At 42.0% G+C, this 23,923-nt stretch carries 22 protein-coding genes and 1 pseudogene; 21 read left to right on the top strand and 2 right to left on the bottom strand.

Annotation, left to right across the window (positions count from 1 at the left end; translation table 11 throughout):
* The first annotated feature begins 56 nt into the window (after positions 1 to 56).
* The 7 genes from HMPREF1149_RS10125 (at position 57) to HMPREF1149_RS10095 (ending at position 5,948) form a co-directional block, all read left to right on the top strand.
* Positions 57 to 935: a phosphate ABC transporter substrate-binding protein PstS gene (locus HMPREF1149_RS10125; protein WP_000746361.1), complete on the top strand. Its 879-nt coding sequence runs from the start codon at positions 57 to 59 to the stop codon at positions 933 to 935.
* Positions 935 to 1,852 (top strand): phosphate ABC transporter permease subunit PstC, encoded by a 918-nt coding sequence (pstC, locus tag HMPREF1149_RS10120; RefSeq protein ID WP_001070945.1) that lies wholly within the window; start codon positions 935 to 937, stop codon positions 1,850 to 1,852. The genes HMPREF1149_RS10125 and pstC overlap by 1 nt, the downstream gene beginning before the upstream one ends.
* Positions 1,842 to 2,726 (top strand): phosphate ABC transporter permease PstA, encoded by an 885-nt coding sequence (pstA, locus tag HMPREF1149_RS10115; RefSeq protein WP_000543049.1) that lies wholly within the window; start codon positions 1,842 to 1,844, stop codon positions 2,724 to 2,726. Before pstC ends, pstA begins: the two co-directional genes overlap by 11 nt.
* A 10-nt stretch (positions 2,727 to 2,736) precedes the next feature.
* A complete protein-coding gene (pstB, locus tag HMPREF1149_RS10110; RefSeq protein WP_000049851.1) occupies positions 2,737 to 3,540 on the top strand; it encodes a phosphate ABC transporter ATP-binding protein PstB in 804 nt (267 codons plus the stop codon).
* 12 nt (positions 3,541 to 3,552) lie between these two features.
* The gene (pstB, locus tag HMPREF1149_RS10105) at positions 3,553 to 4,311 is read left to right on the top strand and encodes a phosphate ABC transporter ATP-binding protein PstB (RefSeq protein ID WP_000138671.1); all 759 of its coding nucleotides are present in this window, start codon (positions 3,553 to 3,555) and stop codon (positions 4,309 to 4,311) included.
* Between the two features lie 11 nt (positions 4,312 to 4,322).
* Positions 4,323 to 4,976, top strand: a complete 654-nt coding sequence (phoU, locus tag HMPREF1149_RS10100) for a phosphate signaling complex protein PhoU (RefSeq protein ID WP_000946475.1) — start codon at positions 4,323 to 4,325, stop codon at positions 4,974 to 4,976.
* A gap of 156 nt (positions 4,977 to 5,132) precedes the next feature.
* On the top strand, positions 5,133 to 5,948 hold the full coding sequence (locus HMPREF1149_RS10095; RefSeq protein ID WP_002879210.1) for an ABC transporter substrate-binding protein: 816 nt from the start codon (positions 5,133 to 5,135) through the stop codon (positions 5,946 to 5,948).
* A gap of 19 nt (positions 5,949 to 5,967) precedes the next feature.
* On the opposite strand, the gene HMPREF1149_RS10090 is transcribed toward HMPREF1149_RS10095, so the two are convergent.
* Positions 5,968 to 7,239 carry an aminotransferase-like domain-containing protein gene (locus HMPREF1149_RS10090; RefSeq protein WP_000712270.1) on the bottom strand — a complete coding sequence of 424 codons (1,272 nt, stop codon included), beginning with the start codon at positions 7,237 to 7,239 and terminating at the stop codon, positions 5,968 to 5,970.
* Positions 7,240 to 7,384: 145 nt separating this feature from the next.
* Between HMPREF1149_RS10090 and budA the strand changes: the two genes are divergently transcribed.
* The 11 genes and pseudogenes from budA to alaS all read left to right on the top strand — a co-directional run bounded on the left by budA (position 7,385) and on the right by alaS (position 19,425).
* Positions 7,385 to 8,116, top strand: coding sequence for an acetolactate decarboxylase (budA, locus tag HMPREF1149_RS10085; protein WP_000375405.1), 732 nt, complete (start codon positions 7,385 to 7,387; stop codon positions 8,114 to 8,116).
* Between the two features lie 9 nt (positions 8,117 to 8,125).
* Positions 8,126 to 8,878 (top strand): YhfC family intramembrane metalloprotease, encoded by a 753-nt coding sequence (locus HMPREF1149_RS10080; protein WP_000215872.1) that lies wholly within the window; start codon positions 8,126 to 8,128, stop codon positions 8,876 to 8,878.
* 108 nt (positions 8,879 to 8,986) lie between these two features.
* Entirely contained in the window at positions 8,987 to 9,892 is a 906-nt protein-coding gene (murB, locus tag HMPREF1149_RS10075) for a UDP-N-acetylmuramate dehydrogenase (protein WP_000177108.1), read from the top strand.
* Positions 9,893 to 10,051: 159 nt separating this feature from the next.
* The gene (locus tag HMPREF1149_RS10070; protein WP_000742901.1) at positions 10,052 to 11,209 is read left to right on the top strand and encodes an ABC transporter ATP-binding protein; all 1,158 of its coding nucleotides are present in this window, start codon (positions 10,052 to 10,054) and stop codon (positions 11,207 to 11,209) included.
* Positions 11,190 to 11,996: an ABC transporter permease gene (locus HMPREF1149_RS10065; protein WP_000754121.1), complete on the top strand. Its 807-nt coding sequence runs from the start codon at positions 11,190 to 11,192 to the stop codon at positions 11,994 to 11,996. Before HMPREF1149_RS10070 ends, HMPREF1149_RS10065 begins: the two co-directional genes overlap by 20 nt.
* Complete coding sequence (locus HMPREF1149_RS10060) at positions 11,993 to 12,766, top strand: ABC transporter permease (RefSeq protein ID WP_000712721.1); 774 nt, start codon at positions 11,993 to 11,995, stop codon at positions 12,764 to 12,766. The genes HMPREF1149_RS10065 and HMPREF1149_RS10060 overlap by 4 nt, the downstream gene beginning before the upstream one ends.
* On the top strand, positions 12,763 to 13,833 hold the full coding sequence (locus tag HMPREF1149_RS10055) for an ABC transporter substrate-binding protein (RefSeq protein WP_000737954.1): 1,071 nt from the start codon (positions 12,763 to 12,765) through the stop codon (positions 13,831 to 13,833). The genes HMPREF1149_RS10060 and HMPREF1149_RS10055 overlap by 4 nt, the downstream gene beginning before the upstream one ends.
* A 158-nt stretch (positions 13,834 to 13,991) precedes the next feature.
* Entirely contained in the window at positions 13,992 to 14,816 is an 825-nt protein-coding gene (locus HMPREF1149_RS10050; RefSeq protein WP_000351922.1) for a GIY-YIG nuclease family protein, read from the top strand.
* Positions 14,817 to 15,562: 746 nt separating this feature from the next.
* A pseudogene (locus tag HMPREF1149_RS11590) lies at positions 15,563 to 16,027 on the top strand (PASTA domain-containing protein); the annotation flags it as partial.
* Positions 16,028 to 16,299: 272 nt separating this feature from the next.
* Positions 16,300 to 16,785, top strand: a complete 486-nt coding sequence (locus HMPREF1149_RS10040) for an LURP-one-related/scramblase family protein (protein WP_000847084.1) — start codon at positions 16,300 to 16,302, stop codon at positions 16,783 to 16,785.
* A gap of 21 nt (positions 16,786 to 16,806) precedes the next feature.
* The gene (gene alaS, locus HMPREF1149_RS10035; protein ID WP_000811716.1) at positions 16,807 to 19,425 is read left to right on the top strand and encodes an alanine--tRNA ligase; all 2,619 of its coding nucleotides are present in this window, start codon (positions 16,807 to 16,809) and stop codon (positions 19,423 to 19,425) included.
* A gap of 87 nt (positions 19,426 to 19,512) precedes the next feature.
* On the opposite strand, the gene HMPREF1149_RS10030 is transcribed toward alaS, so the two are convergent.
* Entirely contained in the window at positions 19,513 to 20,961 is a 1,449-nt protein-coding gene (locus HMPREF1149_RS10030; protein ID WP_001181026.1) for an alpha-amylase, read from the bottom strand.
* Positions 20,962 to 21,233: 272 nt separating this feature from the next.
* On the opposite strand from HMPREF1149_RS10030, the gene HMPREF1149_RS10025 reads away from it, so the two are divergent.
* From HMPREF1149_RS10025 to HMPREF1149_RS10015, 3 genes are read left to right on the top strand one after another with little or no spacing between them, the layout of a single operon-like run.
* Entirely contained in the window at positions 21,234 to 22,397 is a 1,164-nt protein-coding gene (locus HMPREF1149_RS10025) for a class I SAM-dependent rRNA methyltransferase (protein ID WP_001079977.1), read from the top strand.
* Entirely contained in the window at positions 22,394 to 23,071 is a 678-nt protein-coding gene (gene aroD, locus HMPREF1149_RS10020) for a type I 3-dehydroquinate dehydratase (protein WP_000780373.1), read from the top strand. The genes HMPREF1149_RS10025 and aroD overlap by 4 nt, the downstream gene beginning before the upstream one ends.
* Positions 23,061 to 23,915 carry a shikimate dehydrogenase gene (locus tag HMPREF1149_RS10015; protein ID WP_000762467.1) on the top strand — a complete coding sequence of 285 codons (855 nt, stop codon included), beginning with the start codon at positions 23,061 to 23,063 and terminating at the stop codon, positions 23,913 to 23,915. Before aroD ends, HMPREF1149_RS10015 begins: the two co-directional genes overlap by 11 nt.
* Positions 23,916 to 23,923 lie beyond the last annotated feature (8 nt).

The following is a 23,923-nucleotide window of genomic DNA, read 5'->3' as shown; positions in this document are numbered from 1 at the left end:
ATCAGGACAAACGGAAGAAATCAGAACATTTATCATTATGTTCAAGGAGAATAACAGTGAAAAAAAGAAAAAAGCTCGTCATGTCTCTTGCAGCACTTTTGATGGCAGGTTCTCTAGCAGGATGCGCTAGCTGGATTGATCGTGGAGAATCCATGACAGCTGTTGGTTCAACAGCTCTTCAACCTCTTGTCGAAGCAGCAGCAGATGAATTTGGTTCTAGAAACATCGGAAAAACAGTTAATGTTCAAGGTGGTGGGTCGGGTACAGGACTATCTCAAGTCCAGTCTGGAGCAGTAGACATCGGGAACTCTGACGTCTTTGCAGAGGAAAAAGAAGGAATCGATGCTTCAGCTCTAGTAGACCACAAGGTTGCAGTGGCTGGTCTTGCAGTGATTGTAAACAAGGAAGTGGATGTTGAAAATCTCACAACCGAGCAACTTCGCAAAATCTTTACAGGTGAAGTGACCAACTGGAAAGAAGTTGGGGGCAAAGACCTGGCAATTTCAATCATCAACCGAGCAGCAAGTTCTGGTTCACGAGCGACGTTTGATACGGTCGTTATGAATGGCCAATCGGCAATGCAGAGCCAAGAACAGGATTCTAACGGGATGGTCAAGTCCATTGTATCCCAAACTCCTGGATCCATTTCTTATCTAGCCTTTGCCTATGTAGATGATTCCGTGAAAAGCATGAAACTGAATGGGTATGAACCTACGTCTGAAAATGTAACGACCAACAACTGGCCTTTGTGGTCTTATGAACATATGTACACACTTGGTCAGCCAAATGAGTTAGCTGCTGAATTCCTGAATTTCGTCCTCTCAGATGAAGCCCAAAATGGAATTGTTAAGGGTATGGGCTATATCTCTATCAATGAAATGAAAGTCCAAAAGGATGCTTCAGGTACCGTTACAGCAGTAGAAGGAGGTCAATAATGAATCAAGAAGAATTATCTAAAAAACTACTCTCTCCTTCAAAGAACTCTCGCCTTGAGAAGTTTGGTAAAGGTTTGACCTTCATCTGCCTTTCTTTGATTGTCATCATTGTGGCGATGATTTTGATTTTTGTAGCCCAAAAAGGCTTATCGACCTTCTTTGTCAATGGGGTCAACATCTTTGATTTCCTCTTTGGACAAACTTGGAATCCTTCTGGGAAACAATTTGGTGCCCTTCCGATGATTTTGGGTTCCTTTATTGTGACGATTTTATCAGCCCTCATCGCAACACCCTTTGCTATCGGAGCTGCAGTCTTTATGACAGAAGTATCACCAAAGGGTGCAAAAATCTTACAACCGGCCATTGAACTTCTCGTCGGTATTCCTTCAGTCGTCTATGGATTTATCGGTTTGCAAGTCGTGGTGCCTTTTGTTCGTAGCATCTTTGGTGGAACTGGTTTTGGGATCTTGTCAGGGATTTTCGTTCTCTTTGTCATGATCCTACCAACTGTAACCTTTATGACAACAGACAGTTTGCGTGCTGTTCCTCGTCATTACCGTGAAGCCAGTTTGGCTATGGGAGCCACTCGCTGGCAAACCATCTGGCGTGTGACCTTGAAAGCAGCACGTTCAGGTATTTTTACTGCAGTGGTCTTTGGGATGGCGCGTGCCTTCGGTGAAGCCCTTGCCATTCAGATGGTGGTCGGAAACTCAGCAGTCATCCCAACTTCGTTAACAACACCAGCTGCGACCTTGACATCTGTACTGACTATGGGGATCGGAAATACCGTCATGGGAACGGTTGATAATAACGTTCTCTGGTCACTGGCCTTAGTCTTGCTCTTGATGAGTTTGGCCTTTAACAGTGTGATTAAATTGATTACGAAAGAAAGAGGAAAGAAAAACTATGCACGCTAAGAAATTAGATAAACTTGCAACAGCTGTCCTCTATACCATCGCGGGTATCATCGTTGCCATCTTGGCATCCTTGATTCTCTATATCTTGGTGAGAGGGTTACCGCATATCTCTTGGTCTTTCTTGACTGGGAAATCCTCCTCTTATCAAGCAGGTGGAGGTATCGGGATTCAGCTCTATAATTCCTTCTTCCTTTTAGTCATTACCTTGATTATCTCTGTGCCTTTGTCTATGGGGGCTGGGATTTACCTAGCTGAATATGCCAAAAAAGGACCTGTGACAAATTTTGTCAGAACCTGTATTGAAATCTTGTCTTCTCTACCATCAGTCGTTGTAGGTCTCTTTGGTTACTTGATTTTTGTAGTCCAGTTTGAGTATGGATTTTCAATCATTTCAGGTGCCTTGGCCTTGACAGTCTTTAACCTTCCTCAGATGACTCGAAATGTTGAAGATAGTTTGAAACACGTTCACCATACACAACGTGAGGCTGGCTTAGCTCTTGGTATCTCTCGTTGGGAGACTGTGGTCCATGTCGTCATTCCAGAAGCCCTTCCAGGTATCGTAACGGGTGTTGTCTTGGCCTCTGGCCGAATCTTTGGTGAGGCCGCCGCTCTTATCTATACGGCAGGACAATCCGCTCCAGCCCTAGACTGGTCTAACTGGAATATCCTCAGTGTTACCAGTCCTATCTCAATCTTCCGACAAGCAGAAACTTTGGCTGTCCACATCTGGAAAGTCAATAGCGAGGGAACCATTCCTGATGCTACCATTGTATCTGCTGGTTCTGCCGCCGTGCTCCTCATCTTTATCTTGATCTTTAACTTTGGAGCACGCAAACTCGGAAGCTATTTACACAAGAAATTAACCGCTGCCTAAAGGAGAAGCCATGTCAAAATATAACTGGGATGAAAAGCATATCATCACCTTCCCTGAAGAAAAAGTGGCCCTCTCTACCAAGGATTTACATGTTTACTACGGTAAAAATGAATCCATTAAGGGCATCGATATGCAATTTGAAAAAAATAAAATTACAGCCTTGATTGGTCCTTCTGGATCAGGGAAATCTACTTATCTTCGCAGTCTCAATCGGATGAATGATACCATTGATATTGCCAAGGTAACAGGTCAAATCCTCTACCGAGGGATTGACGTCAACCGTCCAGAAATCAATGTCTATGAGATGCGCAAGCATATCGGAATGGTCTTCCAACGTCCAAATCCATTTGCCAAGTCTATTTACCGCAACATCACTTTTGCTCATGAACGTGCAGGTGTTAAGGACAAGAAAGTACTTGATGAAATTGTAGAAACCTCTCTAAGACAGGCTGCCCTTTGGGATCAGGTCAAAGACGACCTCCACAAATCAGCCTTGATGCTTTCTGGTGGACAACAACAACGTCTATGTATCGCTCGCGCCATCTCTGTCAAGCCAGATATCCTCTTGATGGATGAACCGGCGTCAGCCTTGGATCCGATTGCGACAGCCCAACTGGAAGAAACCATGTTGGAATTGAAGAAGGACTTTACCATCATCATCGTTACCCACAGTATGCAACAGGCTGCGCGTGCAAGTGACTACACAGGATTTTTCTACTTAGGTGATTTGATTGAGTATGATAAGACATCCAATATTTTCCAAAATGCTAAGTTACAGTCAACCAATGACTATGTAACGGGACACTTTGGTTAGAAAGGAAGCAGTATGACAGAACCGATTTTGCAGGTTAAAGACCTGTCCGTTTATTACAATAAAAAGAAGGCTTTGAATAGTGTTTCCCTTTCTTTCCAACCTAAGGAAATAACCGCCTTGATTGGTCCTTCTGGATCAGGAAAGTCCACCCTGCTCAAAGCCATCAACCGCATGGGCGATCTAAATCCTGAGGTGACAACAACTGGAACAGTGATTTATAATGGCCACAATATCTACAGTCCACGTACCGATACGGTTGAATTGCGTAAGGAAATCGGTATGGTTTTTCAACAGCCCAATCCCTTCCCTATGTCTATCTATGAAAATGTTGTCTACGGCTTACGTATCAATGGAGTCAGGGATAAACATGTTTTGGATGAAGCGGTGGAAAAAGCCTTGCAACGCGCTTCTATTTGGGATGAGGTCAAGGATCGCTTGCATGATTCAGCCATTGGTCTCTCAGGTGGACAACAACAACGTGTTTGTGTTGCCCGTGTCTTAGCAACCAGTCCCAAGATTATTCTCTTGGATGAACCAACTTCAGCTTTGGATCCTATCTCGGCTGGTAAGATTGAGGAAACCTTGTATGGTCTGAAAGATAAATACACCATGCTCTTGGTAACACGTTCGATGCAACAGGCCTCTCGTATCTCTGATAAAACAGGATTTTTCCTAGATGGGGATTTGATTGAGTTTAACGATACGAAGAAAATGTTCCTAGACCCACAAAACAAGGAAACAGAAGATTATATTACAGGAAAATTTGGATAAGGAGTTGAATGATGTTACGATCTCAATTTGAAGAAGATTTGGAGAAATTGCACAACCAGTTCTATGCCATGGGACAAGAAGTGCTCTCACAAATCAATCGTACAGTGCGTGCCTTTGTCACACATGACCGTGATTTGGCAAAAGAAGTTATTGAGGAAGATGCAGAAGTAAATGGATATGAAGTGAAACTCGAAAAGAAATCATTTGAAATGATCGCGCTTCAACAACCCGTTTCTCAAGACCTCCGTACTGTATTGACCGTTCTTAAGGCAGTATCAGACCTGGAACGCATGGGAGACCATGCAGTGTCAATCGCAAAAGCAACTATTCGTATGAAGGGGGAACAACGCATTCCTGCAGTTGAAGAAGAGATCAAAAAGATGGGACGCGATGTGAAAAACTTCGTCGAAGCGGCTCTAGATCTCTATCTGAACGGTTCGGTGGATCAAGCCTACGAAGTAGCAGCGATGGACGAAAAAATCAACCATTACTTTGATAGCATTCGTGATTTGGCTACAGAGGAAATTAAGAAACATCCTGAAGCCATCGTTACAGGTCGTGATTACTTCCAGGTCATTTCCTTCTTGGAACGTATCGGAGACTACGCTAAAAATATCTGTGAATGGGTTGTTTACTTTGAAACAGGGAAGATTGTCGAGCTATAAGAAACGGTTTAAATATACAGAATAAAAGGCTGATTGTGATAAATCAGTCTTCTTTTTATGAAAAGAATTATTTTACATTCAAAATCTCTAAAAGGGTTGACAAGTATTTTTAAAAGAGTTATAATTATTCAGAAATAACAGAAAGGTCGTTTATTTATGAAATTCAAGAAATGGATATTAGTTGTGTGTAGCATGCTTGCTAGCGTGATTTTAGTAGCTTGCCAGTCAGGAACGGATAGTTCCCAGTCTGCTGTGGACGCTATCAAACAAAAAGGAAAGCTAGTCGTTGCGACCAGCCCAGACTATGCACCATTTGAATTCCAATCCTTGGTAGATGGTAAAAACCAAGTGGTTGGGGCAGATATTGATATGGCTCAAGCGATTGCGGATGAGCTTGGGGTTAAACTTGAAATCTCTAGCATGAGTTTTGACAATGTTTTGACCAGCCTTCAAACTGGAAAGGCTGACTTAGCAATTGCGGGAATTAGTGCCACAGATGAGAGAAAGGAAGTCTTTGACTTTTCAATCCCTTACTATGAAAACAAGATGAGTTTCTTGGTTAGAAAAGCCGATTTAGACAAGTACAAGGATCTTTCAAGCCTTGCAAGTGCGAATATCGCAGCTCAAAAGGGAACTGTTCCAGAAACCATGGTCAAGGAACAATTGCCAAATGCCCAATTGACATCCTTGACCAATATGGGGGAAGCAGTCAATGAATTGCAGGCTGGAAAAGTGGATGCTGTTCATATGGATGAACCAGTTGCTCTTAGCTACGCAGGTAAAAACTCAGATCTTGCCGTTGCAACTGTTAATTTGACGATGAAAGATGGCGAAGCCAATGCTGTTGCTATCAAGAAGGATCAATCAGACTTGAAAGCAGTAGTCGATAAGGTTATCCAAAAACTGAAAGATGATGGAACCTATCAAACTTATCTTGAAAAGGCAGCGAAACTAACAGAAGTTGAACAATAAGAAAAAGCAGAGTTGGACTTTAATCCAATTCTGCTTTTATGTATTCTAATAGCTCTTCTAGATTTTCAAGAGTGACTTTGGCGAACTGATAAGGACAGGCGTCCAAATAAGCCTTCTCAAAAAAGTCTAATTTAAGTGAGCTGTGTTTGAGACTGGCAATCTTAGGATAGTGTCTCAAATCAAGCAAAAGACCATCGTGTAGAGGATAGTGGGGTAAGGGACAGGTGTTTTTTTCAAGTACTTCCTTAATCTGAGCCTGATAGTTCTCTTGAAGGGTCAATCGAGCCAGTCGATTTTTTTCAAATAACTGGCTATCAATATAAAGAGAAAGAGCCTTTTGCATGATGAGATTGCTGTCATAGTCCAGGATATTTTTGTAGGAAACAAAGGCCTCTTTTAGGGCATTTGGGAGAATGAGAGCGGTAATACGAAGGGCTGGAAAGAGACTGGTTGAGAAGGACTTGATATAAATGACCCGATCCTCAGTATCTAGATAGTGGAAGGTTTGGCCCTTTCTAGGATCTAGGTCCCCTAAATAGTCATCCTCTACGATGTAAACACCATACTGGTTTGCTAGATCCAGAATAGCCCTTTTTTCCTGATCAGAATAGGAATGACCTAGGGGATAGTGGAAGCGAGGAATGGTATAGAAAAACTTGATTTTCCCAGATTTGAACTGTTCTTCCAGTTCTTCAAGGTCAATGCCATTAATACGGCGTTCAATGGTCTGGTAGGCCAATCCCTGAGCGACTAAGAGGCGGTTCATTCGGTGATAGGTCGGTTGTTCAACTAGAATCTCCTCTCCTTTGCTAGGGAAGTCAATCTGAGAAAGGATAAAGAGAGCTTGCTGGGTGCCAGAAGTTAGAACCAGTTGATCGGGTTTGCAGTAGAGGGCTTGGTCAAAGAGGAGTTGATGGACAGAATGTCTCAGTTCCTCAAGGCCTTCTTGGTTGTCATAGTAGTTGAAGAGGTAGTTTTCTCTTCCAATCAGGGTTTCATTGACACAGAGTCGGAAGTCATCATAGGCACTAGCGTGTTCGTCAGTGACTTCGATTTTCAAGTCTTGATGCTGGCCTTGTTCCAGAACATAGTAGCCACTTTGGGGTTTGGCATAGAGATATTGTTCATGGCGTAATTCCAGCAAGGCTCGTTGGATAGTGTCTTTGCTACAATGGAAGTCTTGGCTCAATTGACGGATAGAGGGAAGTCGGCTACCTGTTGGGAATTTTCCTGATTCGATACCTTTTTTTAGAAAGGAAACGACTGCTTGGTATTTACTTTCTTTCTTCATTCCAGACCTCCCTTGATTTTGTTACATTGTACCTTTTTTTTGCCTCCTTTGCAATGGGAAAAGCAATTCTCCCTTTCACATCTAAGAGCAAATGTGGTATACTTAGAAAGTATGATGATTCATTGAATAGAAGATAAGAAAGAGAATGGATAGAAAAGTGCAGGAACCGGTAAAATTATTTCAATACAATACTTTAGGCGCCCTAATGGCAGGTCTCTATGGTGGAACCATGACCGTAGGAGAATTACTGGAACATGGCGACCTTGGCTTGGGAACATTGGATTCGATTGATGGGGAGTTGATTGTCCTTGATGGTAAGGCTTATCAAGCCAAGGGGTCTGGTCAAACACCTGAAATCGTTGAGGTAGCAGCAGATGCTCTTATTCCCTATGCAGCAGTGGTTCCTCATCAGGCAGAAGTGATTTTTCGTCAGCGCTTTGAGATGACGGACAAGGAATTGGAAAAGCGAATTGAGTCCTACTATGATGGGGAAAATCTTTTTCGTTCCATCAAGATTCATGGCGAATTTTCACAAATGCACGTGCGGATGATTCCTAAATCCACCCCTGATACCAAGTTTGCTGATGTAGCGACTCACCAACCTGAATATAGCCGTGAAAATGTATCGGGAACTATTGTTGGATTTTGGACACCGGAGATTTTCCATGGGGTGAGTGTTGCAGGCTACCATTTGCATTTTATCTCAGATGATTTGACCTTTGGTGGGCATGTGATGGACTTTGTTATCAAAGAAGGAATGATTGAGGTTGGGGCAGTCGACCAGTTGGACCAACGTTTTCCAGTCCAAGATCGCCAGTATTTATTTGCCAAATTTAACGTTGACGAGATGAAGAAAGATATTGATAAGTCAGAATAGGAGAAAAAAATGACAGTACATATTATCCTCACCATGATCGCTTTGGTTCTCATTCTAGTAGGTGGAACTTGGTATGCCAAAAAACGGTTTAAAATCTCTCTTGCAGTGATGGGCTTGGGGGCAATCGCATTTTTTGTTTCTTCTCAAGTGTTAGAGAAGATGGTTCACCTTCTGGTACTTCATCCGCAAAAAGACGGAACCATTTTACTAGCGCAGGAGCATCCTTTCTTATACGTCCTTTATGGGATCGCTATGGCAGCCCTCTTTGAAGAGACGGCCCGTTTTATCTTTTTTAAATGGTTGGAGAAAAAGAGAAAGTTGGAAGATAGAGATGCTTGGGCTTATGGCTTAGGACATGGAGGTTTGGAGATGCTCTATCTCGGAATGGGAAGTTTGATTAGCCTTTTGATCCTCTTTTCACTCCTACAATCTTCAAACTCTGATGCGGCGAATCTTCTTACAAAGAGTACATTAGAAACAGTTCAGTCTCTATCAGCATGGCAGATCTATCTACTAGGGGTTGAGCGTGTTCTTGCTCTGGTTTTCCAAATTAGCCTTACTGTCTGGGTCTATCAAAGTGTCCGTCAAAAGAAATGGATCTATCTCATTGCTGCCTATGGCTTGCATGCTTTGTTTGACTTGGCTCCAGCCTTATCTCAAGTGGGATGGATTACAAATCCACTTTTAGTTGAGTTCATCCTTCTCGCAGAACTTATAGCTCTTGTCTGGCTAACAAAATCTACATTTTGGAAAAAATCATAAAAAGAGGGTGACCTCTTTTTTTATGTGAAGATTGGATACAGAAATTTCCAGTCGTCAAAAATCTTTAAAAATGGTATAATGAAATCACTTTACAAAAGGATGAGAGATATGACATTAGTAACTAGAATACAAGAACAATTAGAAGGAATTGATATTCGTTTCAAGGAACCTTTGAAGACCTATACCTATACAAAGGTTGGAGGTCGAGCGGATTATCTAGTTTTGCCACGTAATCGCTATGAGATGGCGCGTGTCGTCCAATTTGCCAATCAAGAGAATATTCCTTGGATGGTGCTTGGGAATGCCAGCAATATCATCGTGCGTGAAGGTGGAATCCGTGGTTTTGTCATCTTATGCGATAAGCTTAATAACGTTTCAGTTGATGGTTACACTATTGAAGCAGAAGCTGGAGCTAATTTGATCGAGACAACACGTATTGCACTTCGTCATAGTTTGACTGGTTTTGAATTTGCTTGCGGTATTCCGGGAAGCATCGGAGGAGCTGTCTTTATGAATGCGGGTGCTTACGGAGGAGAGATTGCCCATATCTTGCAGTCTTGTCAAGTTTTGACCAAAGAAGGGGAAATCGAGACCTTGTCAGTCAAGGACTTGGCTTTTGGTTACCGCCATTCAGCTATTCAGGATTCTGGGGCTGTTGTTTTGTCAGCTAAATTTGCTCTATCTCCAGGGAATCATCAAGTTATCAAGCAAGAAATGGACCGCTTGACGCACCTACGTGAACTCAAACAACCATTAGAATACCCGTCTTGTGGGTCAGTCTTTAAGCGTCCAGTTGGGCATTTTGCAGGACAGTTGATTTCAGAGGCTGGCTTGAAAGGCTATCGTATCGGTGGTGTGGAAGTATCTGAAAAGCATGCCGGTTTCATGATCAATGTTGCTGACGGAACGGCCAAAGACTATGAAGACTTGATCCAATCTGTTATCGAAAAAGTCAAGGAACACTCAGGTGTCACCCTTGAGAGAGAAGTCCGAATCTTGGGTGAGAAAGAATAAGGTTGGGGTAGAAAAGTTGCTGCTATAACCATTGTAAAGGGGGTGAAAGCCTATCGTTAGTGAAGATGTATGTAGGCAGTTCAATCTCCTACACGAGGTAGTAGCGGCCTGACAGAGCCCTGATCTGTTAATTTATGAAAAAGAAGGAATTTATGACAATTGAAAAAACCAATTATTGAATTCAAAAACGTCTCTAAAGTTTTTGAAGACAGCAACACCAAGGTTCTCAAAGACATCAACTTTGAGTTGGAAGAAGGGAAGTTTTACACTCTTTTAGGCGCATCTGGTTCAGGGAAATCAACCATCCTAAACATCATTGCAGGTTTACTGGATGCGACGACAGGGGATATTTTACTGGATGGGGTGCGGATCAATGATATCCCGACCAACAAGCGAGACGTCCATACGGTTTTCCAATCCTATGCCTTGTTTCCACATATGAATGTGTTTGAAAATGTTGCCTTTCCCCTCCGCTTGCGTAAAATCGACAAGAAAGAAATCGAACAACGTGTAGCGGAAGTTCTCAAGATGGTTCAGTTGGAAGGTTATGAAAAACGTTCCATCCGTAAACTCTCTGGAGGACAACGTCAGCGTGTGGCCATTGCCCGTGCCATTATTAACCAGCCCCGTGTGGTTTTGTTGGATGAGCCCTTGTCAGCGCTGGACTTGAAATTGCGAACAGACATGCAGTACGAACTGCGTGAATTGCAACAACGATTGGGAATTACCTTTGTCTTTGTCACTCACGATCAGGAAGAAGCCCTCGCCATGAGTGACTGGATTTTCGTTATGAATGATGGTGAGATTGTTCAGTCAGGAACGCCAGTGGACATCTACGATGAGCCAATCAACCACTTTGTTGCCACCTTTATCGGTGAGTCCAACATCTTGCCAGGAACTATGATTGAGGACTACTTGGTTGAGTTTAATGGCAAACGATTTGAAGCGGTTGATGGAGGGATGAAGCCAAATGAGCCAGTTGAGGTTGTCATTCGTCCAGAGGATTTGCGCATTACCCTTCCTGAAGAAGGCAAGCTCCAAGTTAAGGTTGATACACAGCTCTTCCGTGGGGTTCACTATGAGATTATCGCCTATGACGAACTCGGAAATGAATGGATGATTCACTCGACCCGTAAGGCCATTGTAGGTGAGGAAATCGGTCTGGACTTTGAACCAGAAGACATCCACATCATGCGTCTCAACGAAACCGAAGAAGAGTTCGATGCTCGTATCGAGGAGTACGTAGAAATCGAAGAGCAAGAAGCAGGTCTGATTAACGCGATCGAGGAGGAAAGAGATGAAGAAAACAACCTCTAAACTCTTTGTAGTGCCCTACATGCTTTGGATTGCCCTCTTTGTTCTCGCACCCTTGGTCTTGATTTTCGGTCAATCCTTTTTCAACATTGAAGGGCAGTTTAGTTTAGAAAACTATAAATCCTACTTTGCGTCACAAAACTTGACCTATCTCAAAATGAGCTTCAACTCTGTGCTCTATGCTGGGATTGTGACCATGGTGACGCTTCTCATCAGCTATCCAACAGCTCTCTTTTTGACCCGTCTCAAGCACCGTCAACTCTGGCTCATGCTGATTATCCTGCCAACTTGGATCAATTTGCTCCTCAAGGCCTATGCCTTTATCGGGATTTTTGGTCAAAATGGCTCTATTAACCAATTCTTGGAATTCATCGGAATCGGTTCGCAGCAGTTGCTCTTTACGGATTTCTCCTTTATCTTTGTCGCAAGCTACATTGAACTTCCCTTTATGATTTTGCCGATTTTCAATGTCTTGGATGACATGGATAACAATCTCATCAATGCCAGCTATGACCTCGGTGCGACCAAGTGGGAAACTTTCCGCCATGTTATCTTCCCTCTGTCTATGAACGGTGTGAGAAGTGGGGTTCAGTCGGTCTTTATCCCGAGTTTGAGTCTCTTCATGCTGACACGTTTGATTGGTGGGAACCGTGTTATCACCTTGGGAACAGCTATTGAGCAGAACTTCCTGACCAATGACAACTATGGAATGGGTTCTACCATCGGTGTGATCCTCATCCTGACCATGTTTCTCACCATGTGGGTGACCAAGGAAAGGAGAGAACGATGAAAAAATTTGCCAATCTCTACCTAGCCTTTGTCTTTATCATCCTTTATTTGCCAATTTTTTACTTGATTGGCTATGCCTTTAATGCAGGGGATGATATGAACAGCTTTACAGGTTTTAGCTTGAGCCATTTTCAAACCATGTTTGGTGATGGCCGTCTCATGTTGATCCTCACCCAAACCTTTTTCTTGGCTTTTCTATCTGCCTTGATTGCGACCATTATCGGGACTTTCGGTGCTATTTACATCTATCAGTCTCGTAAGAAATACCAAGAAGCCTTTCTATCACTCAATAATATCCTTATGGTTGCACCTGACGTTATGATTGGTGCCAGCTTCTTGATTCTCTTTACACAGCTTAAGTTTTCACTTGGCTTTTTGACGGTTCTATCTAGTCACGTGGCCTTTTCCATCCCTATCGTGGTCTTGATGGTCTTGCCTCGTCTCAAGGAGATGAATGCTGACATGATTCATGCGGCCTATGACTTGGGAGCCAGCCAGTTTCAGATGTTTAAGGAAATCATGCTACCGTACCTGACTCCGTCTATCATTGCAGGTTATTTCATGGCCTTCACCTATTCGCTAGATGACTTTGCCGTGACCTTCTTTGTGACGGGAAATGGCTTTTCAACCCTGTCAGTTGAGATTTACTCTCGTGCTCGTAAGGGTATTTCCCTAGAAATCAATGCCCTCTCTGCCCTTGTCTTTCTCTTTAGTATTATCCTAGTGGTTGGATATTACTTTATCTCACGTGAGAAGGAGGAACAAGCATGAAAAAACTCTATTCATTTTTAGCAGGAATTGTAGCGATAATCCTTGTCTTGTGGGGAATTGCGACTCATTTAGATAGTAAAATCAATAGCCGAGATAGTCAAAAACTGGTTATTTACAACTGGGGTGACTACATCGATCCAGAACTATTGGAGCAATTTACAGAAGAAACAGGCATCCAAGTACAATACGAGACCTTTGACTCCAATGAAGCCATGTATACCAAAATCAAGCAGGGTGGAACAACCTACGACATTGCTATCCCGAGTGAGTACATGATCAACAAGATGAAGGACGAAGACCTCTTGGTACCACTCGATTATTCAAAAATTGAAGGGATTGAAAATATCGGACCTGAGTTCCTCAACCAGTCTTTTGATCCGGGCAATAAATTCTCCATTCCTTATTTTTGGGGAACCTTGGGAATTGTCTACAATGAAACCATGGTAGATGAGGCGCCTGTGCATTGGGATGACCTCTGGAAGCCAGAATACAAGGATTCCATCATGCTCTTTGATGGAGCGCGTGAGGTGCTGGGACTCGGGCTTAACTCACTTGGTTACAGTCTCAACTCCAAGGATCCTCAGCAGTTGGAAGAGACAGTAGATAAACTCTACAAACTGACTCCAAATATCAAGGCCATTGTGGCAGACGAGATGAAAGGTTACATGATCCAGAACAATGCTGCTATCGGCGTGACCTTCTCTGGGGAAGCCAGCCAGATGTTGGAGAAAAATCCTAATCTCAAGTATGTCGTTCCGACAGAGGCCAGCAATCTTTGGTTTGACAATATGGTCATTCCCAAAACCGTGAAAAACCAAGATGCAGCCTATGCCTTTATCAACTTTATGTTAAAACCCGAAAATGCTCTTAAAAATGCAGAATATGTCGGCTATGCAACACCAAATAACACGGCTAAGGAACTGCTCCCAGAGGAGACCAAAGAAGACAAGTCCTTCTATCCAGACGCTGATACTATGAAACACCTGGAAGTTTATGAGAAATTTGACCATAAATGGACAGGAAAATACAGCGACCTCTTCCTCCAGTTTAAAATGTATCGGAAGTAGGAGATAAACGTAAGAAACGAATCAGTTAGAGCTGGTTCGTTTTTTATGATGAAATTAATAAATCAAACTTATAAAAGTTTGACCATAACTACACCTTTTTGTATAATAATATATGAGAAATGTAAAGTTAAGCAAATATTATGGGAGGAGAGTTTGTCATGGATATAAAGTTAAACGATATTTTGAATATAAGTGAGCAAAATCAGAGAAAATTCAAGGTGAAATTTAATAATTGGACGGGTGAAAATCCAATTCAGACCTATTTGAGAGACGAAGAAATAATTAATAACTACAACTTATTTTGGAGAACAAATAAGCGATATTTCAATGTTGGAGATATTGTCATAAATTTCATTAAGATTGATAATAACAAATGGTTATTAACTACTATAAAAGAAGTGAGTAAGGAACTTTTTGTTACTGGAGGACAAAATTATGAAGGAATTGAACTAAAGGAATATTCAGCCCTTTTTGGTCGTCTAATTATTAGGTACAGAAAAGAATCTAGAGGTTCAGTTCTAAAGTATACAACTTGTAAGGAAAAACTTGTGATAGAGCAATTGTTATCAGATTCATTTGGAGGAGAAGAATTTCCGGGATATGATAATATTTCTTTGTCTTACAAAGAATTAGAATTGATTTTACGTTTGAGAAAGAAAGATTGGATAACTGCTTTAGAAAATCAAAAAGCTGTTTATCTTATTACGGATAAGCAGAATGGTAAATTATATGTAGGCTCAGCAACTTCAAACTACGGCATGCTTTTACAACGTTGGCAATCCTATGTGGATAATGGACATGGTGGCAATAAAGAACTTAGGATTTTAGTTGAAAAACAAGGGTTGAATTACGTTAAAGAAAATTTTCAATACTCTGTATTGGAAAACTATAACGGAAAAATAGATGATAAGTTTGTGTTAAAACGTGAATCCTGGTGGAAAGAAGTTTTAAAATCTAGGGAACATGGTTATAATGCAAATTAGGAGGGAATATGAATAATCTGAATGATTGGGAAAAAGCTCGTCGAGAAGAAGAATTGAATCAAGAGCTAAAAAGACAGAATAACTTGTTGGAACAGCAGAGATGGGAACAGCAATTTTCTAACCAAAAACAACAGGCAGCACTAGATGAACAAAATCGTCTTGCTCGAGAACAACAAGAAACATTAAAAGAGAGAAATGAGTTAGAACGTCAGAGACAATGGGATGAGGAATCTCGACATCAAAGAGAGTTAGAATTACGTATAGAGCAACAATATAAAGATAATATATTTGATTTAAAAAAACTTTGGGCCAAAGCTGAAACTGAAGATGAGAGAGGGAGAATTCAGATACTCTTAGCAGAAGCAGAAGCTGACTGGAATGAGTATTTGTTGGAGAAAGAGAGAGAAGCAGAAAGAAAACGATTAGCTACAGAGCGATTTCAATTAGAACAACAGGAAGAAAGAGAACAGAATGAATTATTAGAGCGTCGTAGAAAGAAAATAAGTAGAATAAAGTGGTTTTTCGGAATAGCTATAAGCTTACTTTTTTTATTGATAATTGGAACTTTTTTCATAGGAATGACCAAGTCTAAATCATCTCATAACAGTACTAAGCAATCAACTCAATCATCTAATTCAGAAACCTCCACAAGTTCTACAAAGCAAGCTTCTCTTGGTGGTAATAAATCTACAGATAAGCAAACATCAACAACAACATCTCCCACTTCTAGGCCACAAGCTACAAAAGTATATATTGGAAACTACATTGGTCAAAAATTCTCGGATGTTATAGCTGAATTGAAGAGTAAAAATATTCCTGAGAATCATATAAAAGTTGAGGAAGAAGAAAGTGATGAGTATTCTCCCGGTACAATTTTACGTCAGAGTTTGTCAGAGGGAACTTTATATGATTTGAATGATTCATCAGGTATTATTTTGACTGTTGCAAAAAAACGAACTAGTGTTGCCATGCCAAATTATGTAGGTTAGAGTTTAGAATTTACCAAAAATAATTTAACCAACATTGTTGGTATAAAAGAAGCTAATATTGAAATAGTGGAAGTAGCCAGTGCTCCTGAGGGTACTGCTGAAGGAACAGTAGTTGATCAAAGACCTAAGGCAGGGGAAAAGGTTCATTTGGAAAATACAAGAATTAAAATTTCAATATATAAACCCAAAAATACTCAAACATCACAAAGTAGATCTAGATAAATTAAGAGGTTAATGCAGAAGTTTATGATTCGTTGTCAACAACCTTGACGAACTCCTCCAAAAACGATATAATAAGAAAGTTGAGAATTGATTTTCTGTCGTCTTAGTCCAGAGAAATGGCGGTGCTGCGAGCCATCTAAGCTAGGAAGTCATGCTACTCAATCAGACAATTGCATAAGAATAAGAGAATGACAAGTTCATTGAATGAAGGTGGTACCGCGGTTTTTCGCCCTTCGTGATATGAGCTTGTCTTTTGATTTTTGGAGGTGTTTATGAAGACATTTCTCGTGAAACAAAAGTTTCGTCTTGGGGGCGAACGCTTTGATATCAAGGATGACAGAGGAGTAGTGAACTATCAGGTGGAAGGCTCTTTCTTCCAAATTCCTAAGACCTTTACCATCTATGACGCCTATGGTGAGCAAGTCAGTGAAATCAGTAAAGAATTTTTCACCTTGCTTCCTCGCTTTACTATCCAGTTACGAAACGGTTCCAATTTCGTCATTCGTAAGAAGTTGACCTTCTTTCGAGATAAGTATGAGTTTGACAATCTGGGGCTTCGTATCGAGGGCAATATCTGGGATTTGAATTTCAAATTGTTGGATGACCGCGACCAAGTGATTGCCGAGATTCGGAAAGAGATTTTCCATTTAACCTCGACTTACACCGTAACCGTCTATGAAGACTCTTATGCAGACCTGGTCATTTCCCTCTGTGTCGCGATTGACTATGTGGAGATGCTGGAAAGCCAATCAAATTAAACAAGTAAATAAGGAGATATTATGAAACAACTATCTAGTGCTCAAGTTCGCCAAATGTGGCTAGATTTCTGGGCAAGTAAAGGACACTCTGTAGAACCATCAGTCAGCTTGGTTCCAGTAAATGACCCAACACTTTTGTGGATCAACTCAGGGGTTGCTACCCTTAAGAAATACTTTGACGGAACCATTATCCCTGAAAACCCACGTATTACCAATGCGCAGAAAGCTATCCGTACTAACGATATTGAAAACGTAGGGAAGACTGCGCGTCACCATACTATGTTTGAAATGTTGGGGAACTTCTCTATTGGAGATTACTTCCGTGACGAAGCTATCACTTGGGCTTATGAGCTTTTGACAAGTCCTGAATGGTTTGATTTCCCAGCTGAAAAACTCTACATGACCTACTATCCAGAAGATAAAGATTCTTACAACCGCTGGATTGAAGTAGGAGTGGACCCAAGCCACTTGATCCCAATCGAAGACAACTTCTGGGAAATCGGTGCTGGACCTTCTGGGCCAGATACTGAAATCTTCTTTGACCGTGGAGAAGCCTTTGACCCAGAAAACATCGGTATTCGTCTGCTTGCAGAGGATATCGAAAATGACCGTTATATCGAAATCTGGAACATCGTTTTGTCACAATTTAACGCTGATCCAACTGTTCCTCGTAGTGAGTACAAGGAATTGCCGCACAAGAACATTGATACGGGCGCTGGTTTGGAGCGTTTGGTGGCAGTTATCCAAGGGGCTAAGACAAACTTTGAAACGGACCTCTTCATGCCGATTATCCGTGAAGTTGAGAAATTGTCAGGTAAGGTCTACGACCAAGATGGCGATAACATGAGCTTTAAGGTCATTGCTGACCATATTCGTTCTCTTTCATTTGCCATCGGTGATGGTGCCCTTCCAGGAAATGAAGGTCGTGGTTATGTTCTTCGTCGTTTGCTCCGTCGTGCTTCTATGCACGGTCAAAAATTGGGTATCAACGAGCCTTTCCTTTACAAACTCGTTCCAACTGTTGGAAAAATCATGGAAAGCTACTACCCAGAAGTGCTTGAAAAACGTGACTTTATCGAGAAAATCGTGAAGAGCGAAGAAGAGTCATTTGCCCGTACCCTTCATTCAGGTCAACACTTTGCAGAAACCATTGTAGCTGACTTGAAAGCTAAAGGACAAAGCGTTATCGCTGGGCAAGATGTCTTCAAACTCTATGATACATATGGATTCCCAGTTGAATTGACAGAAGAAATCGCTGAAGAAGCTGGTATGACAGTCGACCGTGAAGGTTTTGAAGCAGCTATGAAAGAGCAGCAAGAACGTGCGCGTGCGTCAGCTGTCAAAGGCGGCTCAATGGGAATGCAAAATGAAACCCTTCAAAACATTACAGTGGAAAGTGTCTTCAACTACAATGCCAGTCAATTGCCTTCTAAGTTGGTGGCTATCGTGGCTGACAATGCAGAAGTAGAAGCTGTTTCAGAAGGAACTGCCTCTCTTATCTTTGCAGAAACTCCATTCTACGCTGAAATGGGTGGACAAGTAGCTGATCACGGTCAAATATTGGACGAGTCAGGTAAGGTTGTGGCTACTGTAACAGATGTTCAAAAAGCACCAAACGGACAAGCTCTTCATACTGTTGAAGTTCTTGCACCACTTACTTTGAACCAAGAATACACATTGGCTATCGATACCAATCGTCGTCACCGTGTCATGAAAAACCATACAGCAACTCACTTGCTCCATGCAGCCCTTCACAATATCCTTGGAAACCATGCGACACAAGCAGGATCCCTTAACGAAGTCGAATTTCTTCGCTTTGACTTCACACACTTCCAAGCAGTAACTCCTGAAGAATTGCGCGCCATTGAACAACAGGTCAATGAGAAAATCTGGGAAGCAATTGCAGTAGAAACTGTTGAGACAGATATTGACACTGCTAAAGAAATGGGAGCTATGGCTCTCTTTGGTGAGAAATACGGTAAAGAAGTCCGTGTTGTAACTATCGGTGATTACTCTGTTGAGCTTTGTGGTGGTACCCACGTTGGCAACACTTCTGAGATTGGTCTCTTCAAGATTGTCAAAGAAGAAGGAATCGGATCAGGAACTCGCCGTATCTTGGCAGTGACTGGTAAGGAAGCCTTTGAAGCCTATCGTGAACAAGAAGACGCTCTGAAAGCTGTCGCAGCAACCTTGAAAGCTCCTCAACTCAAGGAAGTACCTCACAAGGTGGAAGGGCTTCAAGAGCAACTCCGTCAACTCCAAAAAGAAAATGCAGAATTGAAGGAAAAAGCTGCAGCTGCAGCTGCAGGTGATGTCTTCAAGGATGTGAAGGAAGTCAACGATCACCGTTACATTGCTAGCCAAGTATCTGTATCAGATGCAGGTGCCCTTCGTACCTTTGCGGATAACTGGAAACAAAAAGACTACTCTGATGTGCTTGTCCTAGTCGCCGCTATCGGTGACAAAGTCAATGTTCTTGTAGCTAGCAAGACAAAAGATGTGCATGCAGGAAACCTGATCAAAGAATTGGCTCCAATTGTCGATGGACGTGGTGGTGGTAAACCAGACATGGCCATGGCAGGAGGAAGCAACCAAGCGAAAATCCAAGAACTCTTGGATGCAGTAGCTGGTAAATTATAAGACAATAAAGATCTATCCATTTGGGTAGGTCTTTTTGTGCATACAAAAAAGCCAAATCCGGTTGGATTTGACTTGTAACTGATAGGTTTATTTTGCTGCCCAGACACTGACTGAACCCGCTGCTACTAGAAATTCTCCATAACCGTCAGCATTGATTGTAACTTGATCGTGGTGGTTTCCAAGTAAATCTACGAAAGTTTGGTCAGCCCATTCTTGCCCGACAAACATAGACTTGCTATTTTCTTGGTCATTGGAGATAAGGACAGCAATTGGAGATTGATGTTCAGCACCTGAACGAACCCAACCGATACAGTTGGCATCGTCAAAGTAGTCTGTTTGCTTTCCATAGGCTCTGTCTTTTCGGATGGCTAGGAGACGATCAAGAACTTCTCTGAAATCTTGTTGAGCAAATTGCCCTGAGATACCGTAATAGTCTCCGTAAAAGACACATGGAAGCCCATCTTGGCGTAATAGAATAAGGGCATAGGCTGCTGGTTTGAACCATTCTTCAACAGTAGACTCAAGGGCTTGACCTCGTTGGGTATCGTGGTTGTCGACAAAGGTCACAGCCTTATCGGGTTTTAGTTCAACCAAGCTATCTGTGAAAATGCCACGAAGGTCGTAGCTTGCTCCAGCCTGACTAGCTTCAAAGAGATTCTGGTGGAGACGAACATCGACAAGGTCAAAACGTTCTTCTGTTTTTTCAAGGTAGTCTAGATTGGCTTCTTTATCTGGGTTCCAAAATTCCCCAAAAACATAGAAATCTTGACCGTATTTTTCCTTCATATCACGGATGAAATTGCGCATAAAGAAAGAGTCAATGTGTTTGACGGCATCCAAGCGGAAACCAGCAATACCAGTCGTTTCCATGAACCAGTCAGCCCAGTCATAGATATTTTTGATCACTTCAGGATGCTTAAAGTCTAGGTCGGCATACATGAGGTAGTCGTAGTTGCCGTTTTCATTATCGACCAATTCCTCGTTTGCCCAGCCCTTGTTGTCCCCCTGGATCAGGTAAATGCCAGATTTACGGCGTTTGGCATCATAGTCTGTACCTGTGAAGTGGTACCAGTGCCAGTGGAAGTCATTGTAGGTATTTTGACGACCATCGAAAGTAAAGTGAGTCCAACCATTGATGGTGAAGGGCTCGCTTAGTTGAACGGTACGGTCCTCAGGGTCCACTTCAATAACCTGAAAGGATTCCATGTGATCGGCTGCAGCCTTGTGATTGAGCACCACATCAGCCATAGGTCGAATTCCCTGAGCCTTTAGAGCTTGAATGGCTTGAAGATAGTCTTCTTTAAACCCATACTTGGTACGGACAGTCCCTTTTTGATGAAATTCACCTAGGTCAAAAAGATCGTAAACACCATAGCCGACATCTTTTTCGTTGGTTGCCTTGAAGGCAGGTGGCATCCAGACATGGCTGATACCAAGGTTTGCTAGGTGCTCTGCGTCTTTTGTCAGTCGAGCCCAGTGTTGGCCGTCGTGGGGCAGATACCACTCAAAGTATTGCATAAGTGTCTGATTTTGCATTGTTTTTCCTCTTGCTTATCAATGATGAGTTATATTCTACCATAAAGTTTAGAACTAGGCAAACGTTTGCGCAATTTTCTATACTCATTTATGTTTTTGTCTATTTTTAGCGAATAGAATCTCTCCTTCCATTATAAGGGAAAAGATGTTTTGGTGAAAAAGTAAATGGAATAAACTTATTTTAACAAAAATGGCATTTAGTAAACTAAAGTAAAAATGGATAAGCGGTTTCTTTTTTGAGAATTGTCATAAAATTTGCTATAATAGTAGTTATGAATAGAATTAGGGTCAGCAGACATGTTGAAAAAAAGCTAGCTAAGGGTCTAGTTCTTTTGGAAGCAAGTGATTTAAGAGATATTGGTCTAACGGATCAGGCAGTAGAAGTTCTTAGTCAAGACGGGAAATTTTTAGGGAGCGCCTATCTTTCCCAGCAAAACAAAGGCATTGGTTGGATGGTCAGTAAGGAAAAGGTTAGCTTTAACCAAATCTTTTTTGAAGCTCTGTTTCGTAAGGCCAAGGAAGTTAGAAAGCCTTATTATCAGGATGACTTGACTACTGCCTTTCGCCTTTTTAACCAAGAGGGGGATGGCTTTGGCGGTCTGACTGTTGATCTCTACGGAGATTATGCTGTCTTTTCGTGCTACAACTCCTTTGTTTACCAGATTCGAAAGTTGATAGTAAAGGCTTTTAAGGAAGTTTTTCCTGAGGTCTTGGGTGCTTATGAGAAGATTCGTTTTAAAGGTCTAGACTACGAGTCTGCCCATGTTTATGGTGAGGAAGCGCCAGACTATTTTACTGTTCTTGAGAATGGCGTGCTCTATCAAGTCTTTATGAATGATGGCTTGATGACAGGGATTTTTCTAGACCAGCATGAAGTTCGTGGGAGTCTGGTTGACGGTCTAGCCATGGGCAAATCCTTGCTCAATATGTTTTCCTATACGGCTGCCTTTTCAGTTGCTGCAGCTATGGGAGGCGCGAGTGAGACAACTTCTGTCGACTTGGCCAAACGGTCGAGAGAGCTATCAGAAGCTCATTTTCAAGCAAATGGATTCAGCACGGACAATCACCGTTTTATCGTTATGGATGTCTTTGAATATTTCAAGTATGCCAAGCGAAAGGGTTTGACCTATGATGTGATTGTTCTTGATCCGCCGAGCTTTGCCCGCAATAAAAAACAAACATTTTCTGTGGCGAAGGACTATCACAAGTTGATTTCCCAGAGTCTAGAGATTTTAAATCCGGGAGGCGTTATCATTGCCAGTACTAATGCTGCCAATGTTTCCCGCCAGAAATTTACAGAACAAATTGATAAAGGTTTTGCAGGAAAAAGGTATCAGGTCTTGAACCAATATGGTCTTCCAGCAGACTTTGCCTATAATAAAAAAGATGAAAGCAGTAATTACCTCAAGGTGATTAGTATGAAGGTTAGTAAATGAAATTAGTCGTCTCAGTAATGCCAAGAAGTTTAGAAGAAGCGCAAGAACTGGATGCCACTAGGTATGAAGATGCCGATATCATTGAGTGGCGTGCGGACTTTCTTGCAAAGGACGCTATTTTACAGGTAGCACCTGCTATCTTTGAAAAATTTGCAGGACGCGAACTGGTCTTTACCCTTCGGACTCGCGCTGAGGGAGGAGAAATTGAACTTTCCTCAGAAGAGTATGTTCAAATTATAAAGGAAGTGGCGCAACTCTATCAACCAGACTATATTGATTTTGAGTATTTCAGCTACAAGGACGTTTTTGAGGAAATGTTGGATTTTCCAAATCTCGTATTGAGCTATCATAATTTCCGTGAAACACCTGAAAACATGATGGAAATCCTGTCTGAGTTGACCAGTCTCTCTCCGAAAGTGGTCAAGGTATCAGTTATGGCCCATACGGAGCAGGATGTTTTAGACCTGATGAACTACACACGAGGATTTAAGACACTCAATCCTGAGCAAGAGTACGTGACCATTTCCATGGGGAAAATGGGCAAGGTATCACGCATTACTTCAGATGTGACGGGTTCAAGTTGGTCATTTGCTAGTCTGGATGAAGCGAGTGCCCCAGGTCAGATTTCATTGGCTAACATGAAAAAAATCAGGGAGATTTTGGATGAAGCTTGATGGCTATACACGTTTAGCTGCAGTTGTTGCCAATCCCATCAAACACTCTATTTCACCCTTTATCCATAATAGGGCCTTTGAGGCGACAGCTACCAATTGTGTCTATGTGGCTTGGGAGATTGAAGCGAGTGATCTGGCAGAAACAGTCGCCAATATTCGCCGTTACCAGATGTTTGGGATCAACCTGTCTATGCCTTACAAGGAGCAAGTGATTCCTTATCTGGATGAGTTGAGTGATGAGGCTTGTTTGATTGGGGCGGTCAATACAGTTGTTAATCAAGACGGAACGTTAATTGGATATAATACAGATGGCAAGGGATTTTTTAAGAGCTTGCCTTCTTTTACAATCTCGGATAAGAAAATGACCATTCTGGGCGCAGGTGGTGCGGCCAAATCCATTTTGGTTCAAGCTATTTTGGATGGCGTCAGTCAGATTTCAGTCTTTGTTCGTTCAGTTTCCATGGCAAAAACAAGACCTTATCTAAACAAGTTGCAGGAGCAAACAGGATTTAAAGTGGACTTGTATGCTTTAGAAGATCTTTCTGAACTGCAAGAAAGAATTGCCAACTCGGATCTGCTAGTCAATGCGACTAGTGTTGGGATGGATGGCCAGTCGTCGCCAGTTCCAGAAAGCATCAATTTGCCAGAAACTCTCTTGGTGGCAGATATCATTTACCAACCTTTTGAGACGCCATTTTTGAAATGGGCTAGAAGTCAGGGCAATCCAGCCGTCAATGGTCTAGGAATGTTGCTCTATCAAGCTGCTGAAGCTTTTCAACTATGGACAGGTAAGGCAATGCCGACAGATGAGATTTGGCAGTCCTTAACAGAAAAATATAAATAGTGAAAAGG

The organism is Streptococcus sp. BS35b, assembly GCF_000286475.1.
GTDB lineage: Bacteria > Bacillota > Bacilli > Lactobacillales > Streptococcaceae > Streptococcus > Streptococcus oralis_W.
This window is presented reverse-complemented; position numbering and strand designations above follow the sequence as displayed.